At 62.1% G+C, this 19,097-nt stretch carries 17 protein-coding genes and 2 pseudogenes; 10 read left to right on the top strand and 9 right to left on the bottom strand.

Annotation, left to right across the window (positions count from 1 at the left end):
- Positions 1–82 precede the first annotated feature (82 nt).
- The 3 genes and pseudogenes from ACZ5KU_RS12095 to ACZ5KU_RS12085 form a co-directional block, all read right to left on the bottom strand.
- Positions 83–448: pseudogene (locus ACZ5KU_RS12095) on the bottom strand (methyl-accepting chemotaxis protein); the annotation flags it as partial.
- Between the two features lie 174 nt (positions 449–622).
- Positions 623–1,351: pseudogene (locus ACZ5KU_RS12090) on the bottom strand (PAS domain-containing protein); the annotation flags it as partial.
- A gap of 98 nt (positions 1,352–1,449) precedes the next feature.
- Positions 1,450–2,343 carry a hypothetical protein gene (locus tag ACZ5KU_RS12085; protein ID WP_054056685.1) on the bottom strand — a complete coding sequence of 298 codons (894 nt, stop codon included), beginning with the start codon at positions 2,341–2,343 and terminating at the stop codon, positions 1,450–1,452.
- A gap of 524 nt (positions 2,344–2,867) precedes the next feature.
- On the opposite strand from ACZ5KU_RS12085, the gene ACZ5KU_RS12080 reads away from it, so the two are divergent.
- Complete coding sequence (locus ACZ5KU_RS12080; protein WP_054056686.1) at positions 2,868–3,059, top strand: hypothetical protein; 192 nt, start codon at positions 2,868–2,870, stop codon at positions 3,057–3,059.
- Between the two features lie 13 nt (positions 3,060–3,072).
- Here the strand turns inward: ACZ5KU_RS12080 and ACZ5KU_RS12075 are convergent, their stop codons facing one another.
- From ACZ5KU_RS12075 to ACZ5KU_RS12065, 3 genes are all read right to left on the bottom strand, one after another.
- On the bottom strand, positions 3,073–4,035 hold the full coding sequence (locus ACZ5KU_RS12075; protein ID WP_054056687.1) for a bifunctional helix-turn-helix transcriptional regulator/GNAT family N-acetyltransferase: 963 nt from the start codon (positions 4,033–4,035) through the stop codon (positions 3,073–3,075).
- Positions 4,036–4,209: 174 nt separating this feature from the next.
- Complete coding sequence (locus ACZ5KU_RS12070) at positions 4,210–7,116, bottom strand: sensor domain-containing phosphodiesterase (protein WP_464737217.1); 2,907 nt, start codon at positions 7,114–7,116, stop codon at positions 4,210–4,212.
- A 369-nt stretch (positions 7,117–7,485) separates the two neighbouring features.
- Positions 7,486–8,856: an MFS transporter gene (locus ACZ5KU_RS12065; protein ID WP_464737216.1), complete on the bottom strand. Its 1,371-nt coding sequence runs from the start codon at positions 8,854–8,856 to the stop codon at positions 7,486–7,488.
- 94 nt (positions 8,857–8,950) lie between these two features.
- Between ACZ5KU_RS12065 and ACZ5KU_RS12060 the strand changes: the two genes are divergently transcribed.
- Positions 8,951–9,811 (top strand): LysR family transcriptional regulator, encoded by an 861-nt coding sequence (locus tag ACZ5KU_RS12060; protein WP_419736386.1) that lies wholly within the window; start codon positions 8,951–8,953, stop codon positions 9,809–9,811.
- Between the two features lie 112 nt (positions 9,812–9,923).
- Positions 9,924–12,125: an OsmC domain/YcaO domain-containing protein gene (locus tag ACZ5KU_RS12055; protein ID WP_464737215.1), complete on the top strand. Its 2,202-nt coding sequence runs from the start codon at positions 9,924–9,926 to the stop codon at positions 12,123–12,125.
- 77 nt (positions 12,126–12,202) lie between these two features.
- Here the strand turns inward: ACZ5KU_RS12055 and ACZ5KU_RS12050 are convergent, their stop codons facing one another.
- Both ACZ5KU_RS12050 and ACZ5KU_RS12045 read right to left on the bottom strand, forming a co-directional pair.
- Entirely contained in the window at positions 12,203–13,411 is a 1,209-nt protein-coding gene (locus ACZ5KU_RS12050) for a TraI domain-containing protein (RefSeq protein WP_464737214.1), read from the bottom strand.
- 193 nt (positions 13,412–13,604) lie between these two features.
- The gene (locus ACZ5KU_RS12045) at positions 13,605–13,940 is read right to left on the bottom strand and encodes an ArsR/SmtB family transcription factor (RefSeq protein WP_054056713.1); all 336 of its coding nucleotides are present in this window, start codon (positions 13,938–13,940) and stop codon (positions 13,605–13,607) included.
- Positions 13,941–13,997: 57 nt separating this feature from the next.
- On the opposite strand from ACZ5KU_RS12045, the gene ACZ5KU_RS12040 reads away from it, so the two are divergent.
- The 7 genes from ACZ5KU_RS12040 (at position 13,998) to ACZ5KU_RS12010 (ending at position 18,550) form a co-directional block, all read left to right on the top strand.
- Positions 13,998–15,089, top strand: a complete 1,092-nt coding sequence (locus ACZ5KU_RS12040; protein ID WP_054056693.1) for an NADH:flavin oxidoreductase/NADH oxidase — start codon at positions 13,998–14,000, stop codon at positions 15,087–15,089.
- Positions 15,090–15,332: 243 nt separating this feature from the next.
- Positions 15,333–15,998, top strand: coding sequence for a hypothetical protein (locus ACZ5KU_RS12035; RefSeq protein ID WP_054056694.1), 666 nt, complete (start codon positions 15,333–15,335; stop codon positions 15,996–15,998).
- Positions 15,995–16,516 (top strand): hypothetical protein, encoded by a 522-nt coding sequence (locus ACZ5KU_RS12030; RefSeq protein ID WP_054062626.1) that lies wholly within the window; start codon positions 15,995–15,997, stop codon positions 16,514–16,516. Before ACZ5KU_RS12035 ends, ACZ5KU_RS12030 begins: the two co-directional genes overlap by 4 nt.
- Positions 16,513–17,034, top strand: a complete 522-nt coding sequence (locus ACZ5KU_RS12025; RefSeq protein ID WP_054056696.1) for a hypothetical protein — start codon at positions 16,513–16,515, stop codon at positions 17,032–17,034. Before ACZ5KU_RS12030 ends, ACZ5KU_RS12025 begins: the two co-directional genes overlap by 4 nt.
- A gap of 62 nt (positions 17,035–17,096) precedes the next feature.
- Positions 17,097–17,324, top strand: a complete 228-nt coding sequence (locus ACZ5KU_RS12020; RefSeq protein ID WP_054056697.1) for a hypothetical protein — start codon at positions 17,097–17,099, stop codon at positions 17,322–17,324.
- A gap of 35 nt (positions 17,325–17,359) precedes the next feature.
- Complete coding sequence (locus ACZ5KU_RS12015) at positions 17,360–17,938, top strand: DUF4291 domain-containing protein (protein ID WP_464737213.1); 579 nt, start codon at positions 17,360–17,362, stop codon at positions 17,936–17,938.
- Between the two features lie 51 nt (positions 17,939–17,989).
- Complete coding sequence (locus tag ACZ5KU_RS12010; RefSeq protein WP_416772953.1) at positions 17,990–18,550, top strand: enolase-like domain-containing protein; 561 nt, start codon at positions 17,990–17,992, stop codon at positions 18,548–18,550.
- A gap of 155 nt (positions 18,551–18,705) precedes the next feature.
- Here ACZ5KU_RS12010 and ACZ5KU_RS12005 read toward each other — a convergent pair whose 3' ends face one another.
- On the bottom strand, positions 18,706–19,071 hold the full coding sequence (locus tag ACZ5KU_RS12005) for a winged helix-turn-helix transcriptional regulator (RefSeq protein ID WP_416772951.1): 366 nt from the start codon (positions 19,069–19,071) through the stop codon (positions 18,706–18,708).
- Positions 19,072–19,097 lie beyond the last annotated feature (26 nt).

Here is a 19,097-nt window from a genome sequence, read left to right as displayed (position 1 = left end):
TCAACTCCTCTTCCCGTAACGACTCAAGTGCAATGTCCAAAGGAAACGCCCCGTTTCCCATGACAGATACCCATGGCGCAGATCAACTCAAGTCGCTGGTGACCCTGCCAATGGCATCAACCACTTGCTTGGCGCCCTGCTGGATATCTCCCATTGCCATGCCTGCCTGCTCCGCCAGCCCCAGCAAATGGTCGGCCTGGTCCCTGCTGCCCTGGACAAGCACCGCGGCTTGATCGGCCAGTTCCCGGTTTTGTCGCACCACGTGGGTAATCTCTTGCGTGGCCGCGCTGGTACGGCCGGCGAGCTTGCGTACCTCATCCGCCACGACTGCGAAACCACGCCCATGGGTTCCTGCGCGTGCGGCTTCGATAGCAGCGTTAAGCGCCAGGAGATTGGTCTGGGTGGCAATGGCGCCGATGGTGTCCACGATGGAGCCGATCAACTGGGACTGCGACTCCAGCGCTGTCATGCTGTCGGTCACTGAAGCCATCTGCTGCGCAATGGTTTGCGTGCCAAGAATCGAAGCAGCGGCCAGTTCCATGCCTCGATTCGCTTTCACATCGGTATCGCGCGATACGTCGTAGGCCATGTTCGCGGCCTGCTTGATCACCTCGGCTTTCTCGACCTGTTCGGTCACTACGCTGGCGAATTTGGTGATTTTGTACACCCGGCCGGAGGCGTCCTTGACCGGGTTATAGGTGGCCTCCAGCCATACCACCCGACCGCGTTTGTCCACCCGACGAAAACGTCCGGCACTGAACACACCCCGATTCAAAGACTTCCAGAACTCGGCGTAATCTGCCGAAGCCACGTCCTCGGCCAGGCAGAACAGGCGGTGGTGCCGCCCCTGGATCTCCGCCAGGCTATAACCCATCGCCTGGATAAAGGCCTCGTTGGCAGAGAGTACCTCACCCGCAAGATTGAACTGGACCATGGCCATCGAGCGGTTCAGCGCACTGAACATTTCGATGACCTCCTGCTCCTTCTGCGCCAAGGGCGGCGTGATGAAACCATACCCCTGGAAGGCGCGATCCGCCGCGTTGAGCCAACACATGCCGAGTACCACGGCACGACCGTCGGCGGCGGTATAGCATTGCTGTTCAATGGCTCGCGGATTCGCCGCAAATCCACCCTGCGGCTCAGCCATGAGCTCGCCCATCGCCCTGCCTGACAGATCACTCGACGAGTACCCCAGTGCCTCTGCGAAACGCTGGTTGGCCGAGACGATCCGGCCCGTTCCATCGACCCTTACTGAAAGAAAAACCGAGTCGATGTCGGTGATCGTCCCCAGCAATGTGGTCAGATCCTGCCGACAGTCGAACAGGGCATTCTTGATTCGACGATTAAACACACTGACCTCCGGTATCAATGAGTACAACGAACAAGGACGGTGCCTGGCGATCAAGTCGCTCTCAACGGCGCGGCCAAGGAACAGGCCCGCTCATCGGCCTAGAGGCCGCGAAAGTTCCAACCTTCGACAGTCTCGCTATTCGCACAGCTGTCTTTGGCACCCAACTCCATGCTCACCCGTGCCACCGCAAAATTGATGGACATGGCCCGCCGAATCAGTTCGAGGAACGCAGGACTCAGTTCGACCAGATTCTGGTGGCATTTGAAATATCCCTGCAGTTTTCCCTCTTTGATCATGCGTCGCATATGAGTCTTGGAGACCCCGAGGCGCGATGAGAGCTCAACATAAGACGATACGTTATAACCTCTCTCCAGCGAGCCGTTGCGCAAGGCATCGGTATACAGCGCGAGCATCGGCAGGTGGCCGCCATCACGATTCATGATCCACTTAGCTTCGGGCAAGAGCTTATCGAGCATCAGGTCCGCTTCCAGTAACCTGGCAAACCCGCGGAAAAAAATCTGCAGCAAATCCGTAGATCCTCGAGGCTCCGCCAACCAACTATCGTAGGGAGGAATGATCTGCGAGGGCAGCAAGTACGACTTGATAATACGGCTGGCTTCAAGCAACGCCATTTCGGTAGGCCCGAAAATACGCTGGCGCCCATCTTCGGCATGCAGGCCAATATGCATATAACCGGTAATAAACAAGAATGAACAATAGGAATCCAGACTGTTGCGCGACAGATAGCCACGCTCCTGACAAAAAGCCTTGACTCTGGACAGAGGAATCCGATTATCGCTGAAATTAAAACTCAACAACGAGAGAGCCACCATGAGCCTGTCATATTTTAAAAGATTTTTATAAAACAGGGGCTTTCTCCGATAACTTTCCATTACCAGGTCGAAATGCAAAAGAATAGCTCCATCCATATCGCCCTGGGTCATCTCGGAACTGGTCTCTTTCAAATACTCAAGCAGATCAGTTTTATTCATCAACGCTCAACAACCCTCACAAGACGACCTTAAACAGCTGCTACAGCGTTGCTGACAGTATAGGCATATTCGATCAGCTGGTTAGTTCACCCCAAAAATGTTCCATGGTTTTCCCTTGCCGGAATTACCCTTGATTTCGTACGGATACGGTCAATTTCTTTAATCGATCTCTGCCTGGTAGCCAGCGACTGTACTGGCAGTTCAAATGGGCTTGCCCGATCTTCAGACCTTCCGTTTCCACCCATTCACTTCAATACGGCAGTCCTCGGTTATTTCATCCAGATAAGGGGCTATCTTCTCTTCATCCAGCATGATCAGGGTCCGCCCGGCCGCAGCTCGCAAAGGCGCTCCTTTTTAATTCAACCGAAACAACACCCGCGCAAGCATGAATGCGTGCTCTATGGGCAAAGTGATGGTAGCGTGTGCCCGCGCCCTGTCGCCGGCAGGCAAGCGGCGTCGAGCGCGGATTGGTCGAGACCAGCCCATGACGATCAGCAAAGCACAGACAGGTAGTTGTCCTCACCATGCCATTCACCCGCCCACCCGAAGCGCTGGCACGCCAGATCGAGCAACTCGAGGAGGCGGTCGTGCGTATGCGCGAACAGGCATCGGTGCTGGCCGGCGAGAGGCTGTTCGTCGCTGCGGAACAACTCCTGGAAAACGCCAGCAGGCTGGAGCATGCCACGGCAAACCTGAAATCCACGGCCGGTCGATAGCCGCTCGCGCCCCTCAACGAGCGAGCCGGGCCCTGGTGCGGATGAATTGCTGTTCAGTGACAACCGTCCCCCACTGGCTGCCCTGCTCCTGCTTCACCAGCTCGAACCCCTGGGCCTCATAAAGTCGCCGCGCAGCGTCGAGGCCGCTGAACGTCCAGAGTCGAGTCGCATCGAACCCGGCATCGTCACAGAAGCCCAGCGCCTCGCTCAACAACCGACGCCCCACCCCACTCCCTCGACAGCCATCGTCCAGGATGAACCAGCGCAGGTGGGCCTCGTTGTTGCCCAGGTCCTGCCCGTCGATGGCGATCGAACCCACAATGCGTCCATGGTGAGTCGCGAGCCATAACCGGTTGCACGGCTGGTCGAGACGCCCGACGAACTCGGCAACAGCGGTGGCCACCTGGCTTTCGAACACCTGGCCGAACCCTGCCAGCCGGGAGTAGAACGCCGCATGCATCTCGGCTATCCGGCCCACCACGCCTGGTCGATATCCGCTAATGATGCTGATGCCATGGGCTGCAGGCTCGGCAGAACCCAGTCGCCTTGCGGACAAGGCGCGAGCATAGGCCGCCAGGCCCTGCGCGACCACCTGCTGCTCGGTCGGGTTCAGGTGGCCCAGCGCGGCGCTGACTTGCAACTGGCCATAGCCATGGATGTCTGCAACGGTCTTTCTACCGTGAGGGGTCAGACGCAGCAGCTTGGCGCGGGCATCGTCATGACTGGCCGTCTCTTCCAGTTCGCCGGCCTCGATCAGCTTGCTCACCATGCGGCTCACACTGGATTTCTCAAGCCCCAGAACCTGCACCAGTTGGGCGGCCGTCATTACTCCCTGCGCGTCGATCTCCAGCAAGGTGTGCACGGCGGATGCCGAATGGTCGGTCCCCGCCAGTGTCGTGCGCATGAACCCCAGTTCACGCACCATGGTGCGTGAGGCCGAGCGTATTTCATCGATCAGTAAGGAGCTGTCGTTCATGGGAAATGCTCGCCGCCAAATAGTTGCATCATACAACCATTACTTTGACGGCCTGTCCAGCGCTCCCTGGCCCCTCCGTAAGCCATCAGCCCTCAACACCCGTGTAGGAGCGGGCTTGCCCGCGAACACCGGCGCAGCCGGTGCCACTCCCACAGGGGCGCGCCGAAGCCGCCACTAGGGGATCCAGGACCGGGCGTTCTCCCCGCACCCTCTCAGTGCTTCCAACCCCATCGGTTTGGCGAAGTAATAGCCCTGCGCCTGCCCCGCCCCCATTTCGCGCAGCAGTTCCAGGGTCTCCTGATCCTCGACCCCTTCCGCCACCACACTCAGATCCAGCGATTCCGCCATCCGTACGATGGCCCGTACGATCGCCCGGCTGCGCGCGCTGCCGGTCAGCTCGAAGATGAACGACTTGTCGATCTTCAACCCGCTGAAACGGTACTGGTGCACATAGCTCAGCGACGAGAACCCCGCACCAAAGTCATCGAGTACCACCGACATGCCGTTGTCGGCCAGCCGCTGCATGGTCTGCCGGGCAATCGCCGGTTCGGCCACCAGCGCGCCCTCGGTCAGTTCCAGGCAGATCCGCGACGGCGAGACGCCATGCTGCGCCAGCAGCGCCAGCACATCACCGGCAAAGTCCGGGCGGGTGATGCTGTAGCTGGAGCAGTTGACATGCACCGCCGGCCAATCGGCGTGCTCGGGTTGGGCAAGGATCGCGGCGACGCTGCCGAGCATGTACAGGTCCAGCCGGCCGATCAGGCGCAGGCCCTCGAAATCCGTCAGGAATTCGCCCGGGGCGATCACCCGCCCGCCCGGCTGGTGCCAGCGGACCAGCGCTTCCAGGGCCAGCAGTTCGCCGGTTTCAACGTTGACGATCGGCTGGAAGTACGGCAGCAGCTCGTCGCTGCGCTTGAGTGCGTTGCGCAGGGCCCCTTCCCGCTCGACCTGGTCCGAGACCTCGCGGCGCAGTTCCTGGTTGAACACCGCGTAGCTGTCGCGTCCGGCGCTCTTGACCCGGTACATCGCCGCATCGGCGTCGCGCAGCAGGTCGGCGGGCTCGTGGTGGAACTGGCTGTCGGCACTGACGATGCCGATGCTGCAGGAAGAAAAGACTTCATGGCCGTTGATCAGGAACGGCAGGTCGAACGCCACCAGGATCCGTTCGGCGACTTCGGTCACCACCTCCAGCGGCGCATCGGGGACGAGTACCGCAAACTCATCGCCGCCCAGCCGTGCCAGCATGTCGCTTTCGCGCAGGCAACCGCGCAGACGCTGGGCCGCCTGCATCAACAGCAGGTCGCCAAAGTGATGGCCAAGGCTGTCGTTGACCATCTTGAAGCGATCGAGGTCGATGAACATCACCGCCAGGTGCCCGCCTGCGCTGTCGAAGTGCGACCAGGCCAGGTTCAGACGCTGCTGCAGGTAGGTACGGTTCGGCAGCCCGGTCAGCGCATCGTGGGTGTTCTCGTGCTGCAGCTTGGCGTTGGCATGGTCGAGTTCGCGGGTGCGGCTCTGCACCCGGGCCTCGAGCATGAGGTTGGCGGCATGGATCGCCTCGGCTGCGCTGCGCCGCGACAGCGCGGTGTCGATGTGCCGCGAGACGAACGTCAGCAGTTCCTGGTCGCGCTGGGTGTAGCGCACCTGCGCGGTGTAGCTTTGCACCGCGAGCACGCCACGCACCACGTCGCCATCGAACAGTGGGATGCCCAGCCAGGAGTGGGAACGGACGTTGTCTTGCGGCGCGTCGATCTCGCCGATCGAGGTCAGCCGGTCGACCTCGTCGACGTCGAACAGGCAGGGCCGGCGCTGGCGGATCACGTACTCGGTCAGGCCGCGGCAGCCGCGCCGGGGGGCCGGACGGTTGGTCTGGCGTTCGTCGACGTAATAGGGAAAGGTCACCTCGCCCGTCGCGTCGTCGAACAGAGCGATATAGAAGTTCTGCGCAAACAGCAGCGCACCCACGATGTCATGCAGGCTCTGGAACAACTCGGCCATGTCGCCGGGCCGGCTCGACAATTCGGCGATCTGGAACAATACGCTCTGCAGGTGCTCGGCGCGCTCGCGGTCCAGTATTTCCTGGCGCAGCGCGTCGTTGAGCGCCGACAGTTCGAGGGTGCGGCGCATCACCGTTTCTTCCAGGTCCGCGCGGTGCAGCATGCGGTCCAGCGCCATCGCCACATGGCGGGCCACCACCAGGAACAGCGCGCGGTCCTCGGCGCTGTAGATACGCGACACGTCGTAGACCTGCATGGCGAGCATGCCGAACACCTCGTCCGAGGCGTTTTTCAGCGGCGCCCCCATCCAGAACTCGGGGCGGTCGCCCACGCAATAGAAGCGCTGCTCGGCCTGGGCGGCGAGGATCCCGGCGGCGTCGATCAGCAGCGGCTGGCCGCTGGTCAGCACCTGGCCGGTCAGGGACAGGTGATCGGGGTCGAGGTATTCGTAGTTTTCGGACTGCAGGGCCTGGGTGTCGATGATGTCGACATAGTACGGGTAGTCGATCTTGCCGGTGTGCGGGTCGTACAGCGCGAGGTAGAAGTTCTCGGCGTCGATCAGGCTGGCCAGCAGCCGGTGAATGCCCACCAGGAACACCGAGCGGTCACGGGTCGAACTGGCCAGGTAGATGATTTCATAGAGCACCCGCTGGGTGACCTGCGCCCGCGCCAGGGCATCGGCCTGCACCTGGACACCCAGGCGTCGGGCGAATTCGGCAAGTGCCGGCTGCGTGGCCTGCTCGAGCGGCGCGAGCAACCAGCCCAGGACGCTTTCGCCACGGCCGGTGGGCCAACGGTGCAGGTGTCGGGCCCGGCAAAAGGCTTCGAATTCGTCATTCGAGACGATGGACGGCCACTGCGCCCGGGGGTCGCCCCGCCCGACCAGGTGCAACTGTTCGCCAGCGCGATAGACCGCCCAGGCGCTGGTGTGAACCCAGTTGCGCGCCGAGTCCAGCAGTTGCTCGATCGTGTCCTCGTTGTCCGCGGCAATCGCGGCAATGTCCGAGTGACCTTCCTGTTGATCGGCGACGGTATCGCAATCGTTCGATTGCCCAGAGGAGTCGGTCAAGCGACGAAAACTCATCAACACTCCCAGAGCCAAAACTGGCGATACTCAGTGACTGACCGCTAGCGATCCGCTCTCAGGTCAACCCCATGGCGTTCTTTGAATCGTTTATATGTCGGGTGCCAGCCATAGCGCCTTAATGCCATATTGACAGTATCGAGGCGCGTTGAGAATGGGGCTGAGACAGGAGTTTTCCGAACGGTAAATGGGGCCTGATAGGCTCACCCGGACGTGAGTGACGGGGGATGGCCGCCATTGGCGGTTCGCGGTCAAGGCCAACGGCCGTGTGCATCCGGCTCAACGCAGATATTGGCCGCTTCGAAGCCATGCGGATGCTGTCATTCGACCGGGATGAGTTGGTGACGCGGTGGTAGGCGGTTGAATCCCTCATTCCAGGCACAACGGAGCATCGCGGCAAGCGCTCGGTTTCAGTCCACTGAAAGCGATTGCCATCGCCAACAGCAAGGCCGCCACGCAACCACCGAGCGCCAGGTTGATGCCAGGTAGACTCGCCGTGCCACCAAGCAGCGCAACCCCCATCACACCGCCCATCTGCCGGGCTGCGTTGAGGGTGCCGGAGGCTGTTCCGGCATGGTGTGCCGGCACCGCTTCGAGCATCGCGTGGGTGAGCGTGGGGATCGCCAGCGCGATACCGCCTCCAGCCAGCAGCATCGGCAGGATCAACAGTCGGTAAGACTGCTCGGCCAGCGCCGCCAGCATCAGCCCGTAGCCACAGGCGGAAATGCCCAGGCCCAGCATCACCAGGGTGCGACCCGACCAGCGCCCTGCCAGATGCCCGGCCAGCAGGTTCATCACCATCAGCACCCCCATCATCGGCAGGAAGGCCAACCCCGTGCGCTCGGGTGTCCAATGCCATTGCGCCTGGAAGTACAGGCTGAAGGTAAAGACCATGCCGTAGAACACCAGGTTGGCGATCAATCCGACGCTCATCGTGCACCTGACCACCCGGTTGCGCAGGACAGCTGGTGGCAGCATGGCATTGGGATTGCCGTTCTGCAGATGGAGAAACAACCCTGCGGCCAACAGGCAGACCACAAAGGCCGCCAGCACCAGCGGATTGCTACAGCCCTCATGACCGGCTTCGGTCAGCGCCAGCGTGAGCATGACCAGGGCCAAGGCGCCAGAGAGTTGCCCGGGCAAGTCCAGCTTGCGCCCGGGCTGCCCCGTTCCGGCGGGAATGCCGCCGAGCGTGAACCACAGCCCCAGCAGACCGATCGGCAGGTTGATCAGGAACACACTGCGCCAACCCCAGTGCTCGACCAACACCCCGCCGAGCACTGGCCCGGCCGCCAGCGCGATACCACCACCGGCACTCCACCAGCCCACGGCCCGACGACGCTGGGCAGGATCGATATAGAGCTGGCGCAGCAAGGCGAGTGACGTCGGCACCAACAAGGCCGCGCCGAATCCCTGGATGACCCGCCAGCCGACCAGCCCCCAGAGCGTCGAGGCCACCCCAGCACCCAGCGAGGCGCCGGTGAACAGCACCAGGCCGATCAGGTACAGGCGCCTGGCGCCCAGGCGATCGCTCAACGTACCCGCCAGCAACAGCGAGGCGGCAAACACCAGGGCATAGGCATTGACCACCCATTGCAAGCCGCGCACATCCGTGTCCAACGCGCTGCGCAAGGTATCGAGGGCCACATTGACGACGCTCACGTCGATCAGAACGATGGCGAAACCGAGGCAGGCCGCCAGCAACGCTCGGGTGGAAGGGGATTGCGGATGCTCAGTCATGTCCGACTCCTCAAGGAAAGAAGCGACGATACAAGCCGGACTATCCGTGCGAATATTCCGTAAATGCTCACGCCATATCGGGAAAAACGCACAGATGCTGGACTGGGAAAACCTGCGCTACTTCGTGGCGATCGTCGAGGCCGGTAGCCTCTCTGGCGCCGCACGGCACATGAAAGTCGACCATGGGACGGTCAGTCGGCGCCTGTCGGCGCTCGAAGCCGAACTGGGCGTGAGGCTGCTCGACCGACTGCCGCGCCGATGCAGCCTGACCGCCATGGGCATGCAGATCCACCGGCTCGCCCAGGACATGGAGCGGGCCGCATTCGGCATCGAACGCCTGGCCAGCGCTGAACAGGCGAACATGTCCGGCAAGGTCACCTTGAGCGTACCGCCGGTACTGGGCACGAACTTCTTCGCCGATCGGCTCGCCCCCTTGAGGACACGTCACCCAGGCATTCAGCTGTCGATGGCCAACCAGGCGCAGAGCGTATCCCTAGAACGCCGCGAGGCCGATATCGCGGTCCGGCTGTTTCGGCCGAGCGAACCGGCCAACGTCACCCGCCGTATCGGGCGCATGCCGTTCGGGCTCTATTGCGCCCACGACTATGCCCACGCGACACAGCCACAAGACTGGGGTTTCATCGCCTATGACGCGCAGTATGCCGACATGCCGCACCAGCAATGGCTGCTGTCCGTGGCGGCAGGCCGCCCGGTGGTCTGCGAGGTGAGCGACATCAGCACCCAGCAACGGGTCGCGCGCTCGGGCCTTGGCGTGGCCGGACTGCCACTGTTCATCGGCGACCCTGACCCGGCGCTCAGGCCCCTGCCCTGCGACGGCGAAAGCTTCTACCGCGATATCTGGCTGGTGGTGCATGGCGACCTTGGCAAGTCACCGCTGATCCGGGCCGTACTCGATTATGTTTCGGAAACGGTGGAGCAGGTGTTTGCCACCTGAGCCAGGCGGCGCAACCGCGAAGATCCGCAGTCTCGTCCGCTATCGCTTCCTTCCCGGCGAAAAGACCGGATAATAGCGGCCATTCGTATTTTCGCTCTTCTGGTAATCCCGCATGGAAATCAAGGTCAACTTTCTCGACAACCTCCGACTCGAAGCCAAATTCGATGACTTCACGGTGGTGGCCGATCAACCCATCCGCTACAAGGGCGATGGCTCGGCACCGAGTCCCTTCGACTATTTCCTGGCCTCCTCGGCCCTGTGCGCGGCCTACTTCGTCAAGGTGTACTGCGAAACCCGCAATATCCCCACCGACAACATTCGCCTGTCGCAGAACAACATCGTCGACCCGGAGAACCGCTACAACCAGATCTTCAAGATCCAGGTCGAACTGCCCGCGGACATCTCCGACAAGGACCGCCAGGGTATCCTGCGCTCGATCGATCGCTGCACGGTGAAAAAGGTCGTGCAGACCGGGCCGGAGTTCGTCATCGAGGAAGTGGAGAACCTGGACGCCGATGCCCAGGCCCTGCTGATGCCGAGCAGCGATTCGCCCACCCGCACCTACATTCCCGGCAAGGACCTGCCGCTGGAGCAGACCATCGCCAACATGTCCGCCATCCTCTCGGGCCTGGGCATGAAGATCGAGATCGCCTCATGGCGCAACATCGTGCCGAACGTCTGGTCGCTGCATATCCGCGATGCGCAGTCGCCGATGTGCTTCACCAACGGCAAGGGCTCGACCAAGGAAAGCGCCCTGGCTTCGGCCCTGGGCGAGTTCATCGAGCGCCTGAACTGCAACTTCTTCTACAACGACCAGTTCTGGGGCGAAGAGATCGCCAACGCCGAATTCGTCCACTACCCGGACGAACTCTGGTTCAAGCCCGGGCGCCAGGACGCCCTGCCCAAGGAAATCCTCGACGAGCACTGCCTGGCGATCTACAACCCCGATGGCGAGCTGCGCGGTTCGCACCTGTACGACACCAACTCCGGCAACACCGAGCGCGGCATCTGCTCGCTGCCGTTCGTGCGCCAGTCGGATGGCGAGGTGGTGTACTTCCCGTCCAACCTGATCGAGAACCTGTTCCTCAGCAACGGCATGAGCGCCGGCAACACCCTGGCCGAAGCGCAGGTACAGTGCCTGTCGGAGATCTTCGAGCGTGCGGTGAAGCGTGAAATCCTCGAAGGCGAAATCGCCCTGCCGGACGTGCCGCAGGAAGTACTGGCGAAGTACCCGGGGATTCTGGCCGGCATCCAGGGTCTCGAGGAACAGGGCTTCCCGGTGCTGGTCAAGGATGCTTCCCTGGGCGGTGAATTCCCGGTGATATGCGTGACCTTGATGAACCCGCGCACCGGCGGTGTGTTCGCCTCGTTCGGCGCGCACCCGAGCTTCGAAGTGGCGTTGGAGCGCAGCCTGACCGAACTGCTGCAGGGGCGCAGCTTCGAGGGGCTGAACGACCTGCCGCAGCCGACCTTCGAAAGCCAGGCGGTGATGGAGCCGAACAACTTCGTCGAGCACTTCATCGACTCCAGCGGCGTGGTGTCGTGGCGTTTCTTCAGCGCCAAGGCCGACTACGAATTCGTCGAGTGGGACTTCTCCGGCCAGGGCGAAGACTCCAACGCCGAGGAAGCCGCCGCGCTGTTCGGCATCCTCGAAAGCCTGGAGAAGGAAGTCTACATGGCGGTGTACGAGCACCTGGGCGCGTCGGCCTGCCGCATCCTGGTGCCGGGCTACTCGGAAATCTATCCGGTGGACGACCTGATCTGGGACAACACCAACAAGGCACTGTTCTTCCGCGAAGACATCCTCAACCTGCACCGCCTGGACGAGGAAGGCCTGCAAGGGCTGGTCGGCCTGCTGGAAGAAAGCGAACTGGACGACTACACCGACATCACCACGCTGATCGGCATCGAGTTCGACGAAAACACCGCCTGGGGCCAGTTGACCATCCTGGAGCTGAAGCTGCTGATCCACCTGGCGCTGCAGAACTTCGAGGAAACGAAGGAGTTGGTCGAAACCTTCCTGCAGTACAACGACAACACCGTCGAGCGCGGCCTGTTCTACCAGGCCCTTAACGTGGCGCTGGAAGTGGTGCTGGACGACGATTTGGAGATGGCCGACTACGAAGTCAACTTCCGCCGCATGTTCGGCAACCCGCGCATGGACGCGGTGCTGGGCTCGATCGACGGCAGCGTGCGCTTCTTCGGCCTGACGCCGACCAGCATGAAGCTCGAAGGTCTCGACCGCCATCAGCGGCTGATCGACAGCTACCGGAAACTGCACGCGGCCCGGGCCAGGATGGTCGCCTCCCGCTGAGCCCTGTCGAGAGAAAAAAGCGCCCCGTGCGCTCTTTTCTCCCTGGCGACCGAAGTAGCCTGGACCCGCCGCGCGAGTCACTCCTTCAACCGCAAGGAGGGATTGTCCGCCGGGGCCTCGGCAAAGATCAGCAGCGGGTCCTTGAGCAGGTAGCCCTTGAGGTCGCGGACCTTGTGCAGGTCCTGAAGCTCGCAAGTCCAGATGTTCAGGCCCTTGCTGCCCTTGCGATGCACCCGCTGCTTCTCGAAACAGCGCTGAACCCAGCGCCAGTCGTCGGTGTCCTGCGACTTGGCCAGCTCGGCTATCTCGGGGTGCTCCTGGACATAACGGTGAAAGATGGCCGGGGACACCATGAACGCCGTGCCGGCAACGCTGTGAACCTTTGCCGCGGCGGTGTTGGTCACGATCCTGCCGGTGAGGATGCCGTCGCGAAGCCAACGGATGAAAGCCTCCCCCCTGGCCTTGTCGCCCCCATCGTCGCTTGCCTCGGCACAGGCCAGCGCAACCACCGGCTTCGGAACCACTTCGGCGGGTGGCGGTTGAGACATCCTCGCCGAACTGCCCTCCTGCCCATCGGCAATCGATGCCAGGTCAGCCTGGGTCAGTAGTTCACCCAAGGCGCCGGCCTTTTCATCGTGCCCCGCCAGAACATGGATCAAGGCCCTCCAGAGCTCGGGGTAGCCACTCAACCACTGGAGTGTCGAATGAGACACCAACTGGGTGAACAACAGGCCAGCCGCGGCGACATGAGCCTGGTCCGGACTGTCGTTGAGGTACTTGAAGCGGTAGGGTCGCTCGGGTGGCCCCATCCAGGGATACCATGCCGCACCGTTGGACAACTGCACACTCATGTCGACGATGATCCTGCCGAGATCGCGCAACAACGCGCCATAGGCCGTGGCGACGCTCCAGGCCTCCGCCTGGACGCCCTGCACTTGCGTACTGGCCCCGGCCGGCAGCAGGCGCGACTGGCGCAACTTCAGCACATAAACCGTGGTGCTCAGGCAGTGGTCGAGCAAGCCACCGGGGTAGGCGTGATGAGCGTGCCGCGAGGCGGGAAACTGCTGGGCCAGCTCGGCACAGCGCTCGATGGGCTTGAGATAGAGCCCATCGAACTGGTCGCGTGACAGCGAAACGAGTTGCCAGATCTGCCCGAGCAGCGCTTGCCGGCGCGGCGTCGCAAGGAGTTCGGCAGCCGACTGCGGGATGAAGTACCCGACTGTCGGCGCTGCCCCATGGGAGTCTGAATCTGCGGGGTTTATTTTCAGCAACCGGCGCCAGAACATCGAAGTGTCATCCGTATCCGTGGAAAGACCTTTCGAATTCCCGGGCAGCCTGCGACGAACCCCGCCGCCCGTGAATCCTCGTTTTCTACCTGGATTTACGCACTTGCACGGGGAGGATAACCATGGAGAAACAGGTTTGCGGCTTGCGTGTTTTCAGCCGCTGAAAGCGTTGCGCACCCGGCAGGCGCCTGGATCAGCGCTGGGACAGGATGCAGCCGAGCAACCCGGGAAAACGCGTGTCGAGCATTTCCAGGCGCAATGAATTCATGTGCGTGGTGCCGACATTGCGAGTGTGCACCAGCCCCGCATCGCGCAGCACGCGAAAGTGGTGGGACATGCTCGACTTGGGCCGCCCGCCATCCAGCTCACCGCAGCTCGCCTCGGCCACACCGGCCAGGCTGCGGACGATTTCCATGCGCACAGGGTCGCTCAAGGCGTAGAGCACGCGTTCGAGCATGAGGTCTTCGGGAGCCGGGTGTTTGAATTCTCGCATGCCGGGAATGATAACAAGACTTCCCTTTATTGCCATAGTTCGATTACCATCGAACAAACGAATCAACCTATCCATCGTCTCCTGGAGATTTCCATGTCGGCACTGTTCGAACCCTACAAGCTCAAGGACGTCACGCTGCGCAACCGCATCGCGATCCCACCGATGTGCCAGTACATGGCCACCGACGGCCTGATCAATGACTGGCACCAGGTCCACCTTGCCGGCCTGGCCCGTGGCGGCGCCGGCCTGCTGGTGGTGGAGGCCACCGCCGTGGCACCGGAAGGCCGCATCACCCCCGGCTGCGCCGGCATCTGGAACGACGAACAGGCCCAGGCCTTCGTTCCCGTGGTCAAGGCCATCAAGGCCGCAGGCTCGGTGCCCGGCATCCAGATCGCCCACGCCGGCCGCAAGGCCAGCGCCAACCGGCCATGGGAAGGCGACGACCACATTGCCGAATCCGATGCCCGCGGCTGGCAGACCATCGCGCCGTCCGCCCTGCCCTTCGGCGCGCACCTGCCCAAAACACCAAAGGCCATGACCCTGGAGGACATCGCCCGGGTCAAGCAGAACTTCGTCGATGCCGCCCGTCGCGCCCGCGATGCCGGCTTCGAGTGGATCGAGCTGCACTTTGCCCACGGTTACCTGGGCCAGAGCTTCTTCTCCGAGCATTCCAACCAGCGCACCGACGCCTACGGCGGCAGCTTCGAAAACCGCAGCCGCTTCCTGCTGGAAACCCTTGCTGCCGTGCGTGAAGTCTGGCCGGAAAACCTGCCACTCACCGCGCGTTTCGGCGTGCTGGAATATGACGGCCGTGACGAGCAGACCCTCACCGAGTCCATCGAACTGGCCCGCCGGTTCAAGGCCGGCGGCCTGGACCTGCTGAGCGTCAGCGTCGGCTTTACCATCCCCGACACCAACATCCCATGGGGCCCGGCCTTCATGGGTCCGATCGCCGAGCGCGTGCGGCGCGAAGCCGATATCCCGGTGACCTCGGCCTGGGGCTTCGGCACCCCGCAACTGGCGGAAGGCGCCCTGAAGGCCGGGCACCTGGACCTGGTCTCGGTAGGCCGTGCGCACCTGGCCGACCCGCATTGGGCCTACGCCGCAGCCAAGGAGCTGGGCGTCGACAAGGCCGCCTGGACACTGCCGGCGCCTTACGCGCATTGGCTGGAGCGCTATCGCTGAGTCGTTGTCGCGTTGAACCGGAAAGGCACCGATGTTCCGGTGCCTTTTCTTGCCCGGCTCGATGGCCCCCAAAAACCGCGACGGATTTCGGGCGTCAATAACTCGAAAATCACGACCGATCGCTAGCAAAACGCCAGCACTTCCCTTAGGCTTCGCCTCGCAAAACCCGTGTGCCAGGAAGGCCGCCATCATGACTTTCCAATCGACACCGGTGCTTGACCGTCAGTTCAATCAGGGAAGTCCATGTTCCGCGTCATCAAGGCTTCGGCCATCCTCTTTCTCGTCGGCCTGCTCAGCGGCTGTATCACCCACAGCGCCTCACTCGTCAGCGACCCGCTGCAACCGGCCAGCGGTGAGCCCGTGGCCTACCTGGTCGGTTCCATCGGCCCACAGTCGTTCAAGCTCTCCCCGGCCGACAACCAGCGCCTGCTGATCCGCAAACGCGGCTCCGCCTATGGCGCCGCCGGCCTCTGGATGCGCGGTGGCAACCAGACACCGCAAGACATCGAGGATGGCGACGGCGCCGCCAGTGTCTTCGTACTGCCCCTCAAGCCCGGCGACTACGAGTTCTACGATTTCCAGTTCTTTTCCGCCCAGTACACGCCTGGGCTTGGCACCACCTTCACCTCGCGCCAGGCCCGGGAAAAATTCAACCTGCCGCTACGGCTCGAAGCCGGCAAGGCCTACTATCTCGGCGAATTCCGCTCGATGTGCCTGATGGGCGACCGCTGCGCCTTCCTGTGGCGGGACCAACTCGCCCGCGATGGTGCCATCGCCCTGCGCCAGCAGCCCGCCCTGCCGCCGCTGCAGCGCCTGAACCTGGATCTCAAGAGCGCCGCCCCCTACCTGTTCATCGCCCCCACGTCGACCACCGGCAAGCCTGCCGGCGCCACGGAAGTCAAACCATGAGAACACTTGCCGGCCTCGTCGCCGCGAGCCTGCTGACCGGCTGCACCGCGACCAACACCCTGCCCGACAGCACCTTGGCCGATGGCCAGGACTACCTGCAACCCATCCATGTGATGGTCGACGACCCCCTGCAGTCCTCGACGCTGCGCAACCACCTGCGCGAGACCGGGGTTTTCCGCAACATCGAAACCGGCAGCGGCAAGGCCGACGAGTACAGCGTGCAGGTCAAACTGAAGATGCAGCGCGAGTACCCGCCGTTCCCGGTGGTTCTGCTCAGTTGCGCCACCCTGTTCATGCTGCCCCTGTCGAAGGAAATCGATACCGACACCGAGTTCACCGTCCTGCGCGGCGACCAGCGTCTCAAGCAATACCGCTATCGCAACAGCACCCGCAAATACACCTGGCTGCTGGACCAGGGCGGCGAGATGGAAGGCCAGAACCTCGGCCGCATCGCCCGCGCCTTTGCCCGGGACGTGCGCCAGGACCAACTGATCCCTGCCGTCGGAGCTGCACAATGAGCCTGAAGCCTTCAGCTGCCGCTGCGCTGCTGGGTGCCGCCCTGCTGACCAGCGGCTGCACCAACAACCTGAAGCCGCTCGACTACCACGCCGAGCGCGCCTACGTCCCGGTCACCCTGGACCTGGGTTCCATCAACAATCGTTTCGACGAGCAGCGTCATCGCCAGATGATCGGCGTGCTCAAGGACACCGGCGCGTTCTCCATGCTCGACGGCGGCTACAGCCGCAGTGGCTACAGCCTGTCGATCCGCGAGCCCTATGACGGTGGTCCGAGCTACCTGGGCCTGCTGAACGTCTTCACCCTCTTCACGTTCCCGATGCCCTACCCTTACAAGGACAACCTGCGTGGCCAGGTCTATAAGGACGGCGAGTTGCTCAAGACCTACAACTATTCCCGCGAAGGCTGGAGTGTGCTGGCCTGGTACGTGCCACTGTCGAGCGTGGAAAACCGCCGGCAGATGCTCGATCAGTTGATGAACGAAATGGACAAGGATCAGGTGATTCCCCATCAACCTTGAACCCCGGCCTGGTCAGGGCCACTGACTTTTGCACCCCTCTCAGACGCTCGGGAGAGCCATGGATGTCCGGCAATATCGGTAACGAGTACCTTCACGCAGTGCTGACCGGCCTGCGCTTCGTCTTTCTGATGGTCCTCTCGGCCTGGCTTGCCGGCAAGTTGCAGGGCCTGTTTCACAACCACAACACCTTCGTGTTCATCGGTTTGTTGATGACAATCTGGTTTGTCCTCAACGAACTGTTGGAACGGGCCGGCAGGAAGCGCCGTCGCGCGTCATCCGAGAAACACTGATTACCCCATAGCCAAAACAACCACAGGACTATCATTTGCCTACACCTCCACTTCGCCAGATCCGCGCGCAGTACGACGAGCAGACCATTCGCGTCTACCAGGCCTATTCGGACTCCATCGCCGAGGCCGCCCTCGCCCACGGGACCTTCGTCTCGCCGCCGTTCAAGATGGAACGGATGACCTGGATAAAACCTTCCTTCCTCTGGATGATGTACCGCGCCGGCTGGGGCCTGAAGGACGCCGGCCAAACCCGCATCCTGGCGATCGACATCACTCACGAAGGCTTCGCCTGGGCCCTGGAACACAGTTGCCCGAGCCACCCCGACGAATCGATGAGCCAGGAACAATGGCAGGCCCTGAAGGACAACTCCCCGGTCCGCATCCAGTGGGACCCGGAGCGTGACCTGCACCTGCAACCGCAGACCCACCGCGCCATCCAGATCGGCCTGGGCAAGGAAGCTGTCGCGCTTTACGTCAACGAGTGGATACGGAACATCACCGACGTGACCCCGCTGGCTCGCCATATCCATGGGCTGGTAACCGGGAACCGGCTTGCCGAGGCACAGCAGGCGCTGCCGGTGGAGGTCGAGTACAGACGACCTTCAGTGGCCTGAGCAGTACCTTTTCATCATTCAGACGAACATGTTCAAGGATATTCATAAGTCATGAAGAGTCCCAAACTACTGACCCTCGCTCTCGTCCTGGCATTACCGGCCTGCCACTCCAATGTCCGGGACTCTTCGCCCAGTTTCGCGAAGGATGGGGTGCAACTGGGTCAGAAAAAGGTGGCGGTCGATGCCGAGCACGCCAAGGTGATCCTGAAGTCATCCGGCAGCACCGCTCCCGTGGAGTATTCGATCAGTCGCGCCAATGACCCCGACCAGCGCCTGGAAGTCCTTGGACGCGTGGTGGACTCGGGCCGCGGGAAAGTATTTGGCTGGATCGCCAAGCTCAACGAAACCAGCAGCAGCGCGCTGCTGAAGAACTTCCCGCAGTTGGAAGTCCAGGCCGATGCCAACCAATCGCTGCTGGTATCGGGTTACGGCCGCAGCCTCGGGACCGCCAATCATTATACCTGCGGCCCGATCAACACCCGCTTTACCCCGCAGAGCGGCAAGGTTTACCTGGTGGAATTCCAGTACATCGAACAGCGCTGTGAACTGCATGTCTATGACGTGACGAAGCCCAAGGAGCGCATTCCTGTGCAGAGTACGCCTTCGACGTAAAAAGCGTCGGCGTCTTTCATCGGCTGATGACGAATCGACCTGCATCGCCCTCCACACCCGCTCGACGAACGAAAGGCTCCATCAGGCGTTCCCCCGAAGGCCTGAGGAACGACCCTCGGATGTCCGAACGGGCCGGCCGGCTCGGCATTGCGCTTTCATGATTTCGTCGCGGCAACTGCCTTATTTTGGGGAGGCCGTGAATTGACGGCTTCATCCCACTTTTCCGCGAAGCGGTAAAGCGGCAGAAACGCTTGCGTGAGTTCGATACCCAGCCGGGTTAGACCATAACCGCTTTTCCCGGACTCAACGATACCCGCCTCGCGCAGCTCATGAATTCGAGCCTGAAGGACTGTGGGAGAAATCTCACCAGCGGCAGTACGCAGTGCCCTGGAGCTGAGTTCGCCGCCTTGAAGCTCCCAAAGTATTCGCAAAGCCCATTTTTGCCCCAAAAGATCCAGCAGCGCCATGATAGGCCGGCGTGGGATTTCAATTGATTGGCTGGTAGGTCTGTCATCACTCATGCTGATTGGCCTTGACTGCTACGTTT

It is taken from the genome of Pseudomonas sp. Tof1 (assembly GCF_055390395.1).
Note: the sequence above shows the minus strand (reverse complement) of the source record. Positions and strands in the feature narration are given on the sequence as shown.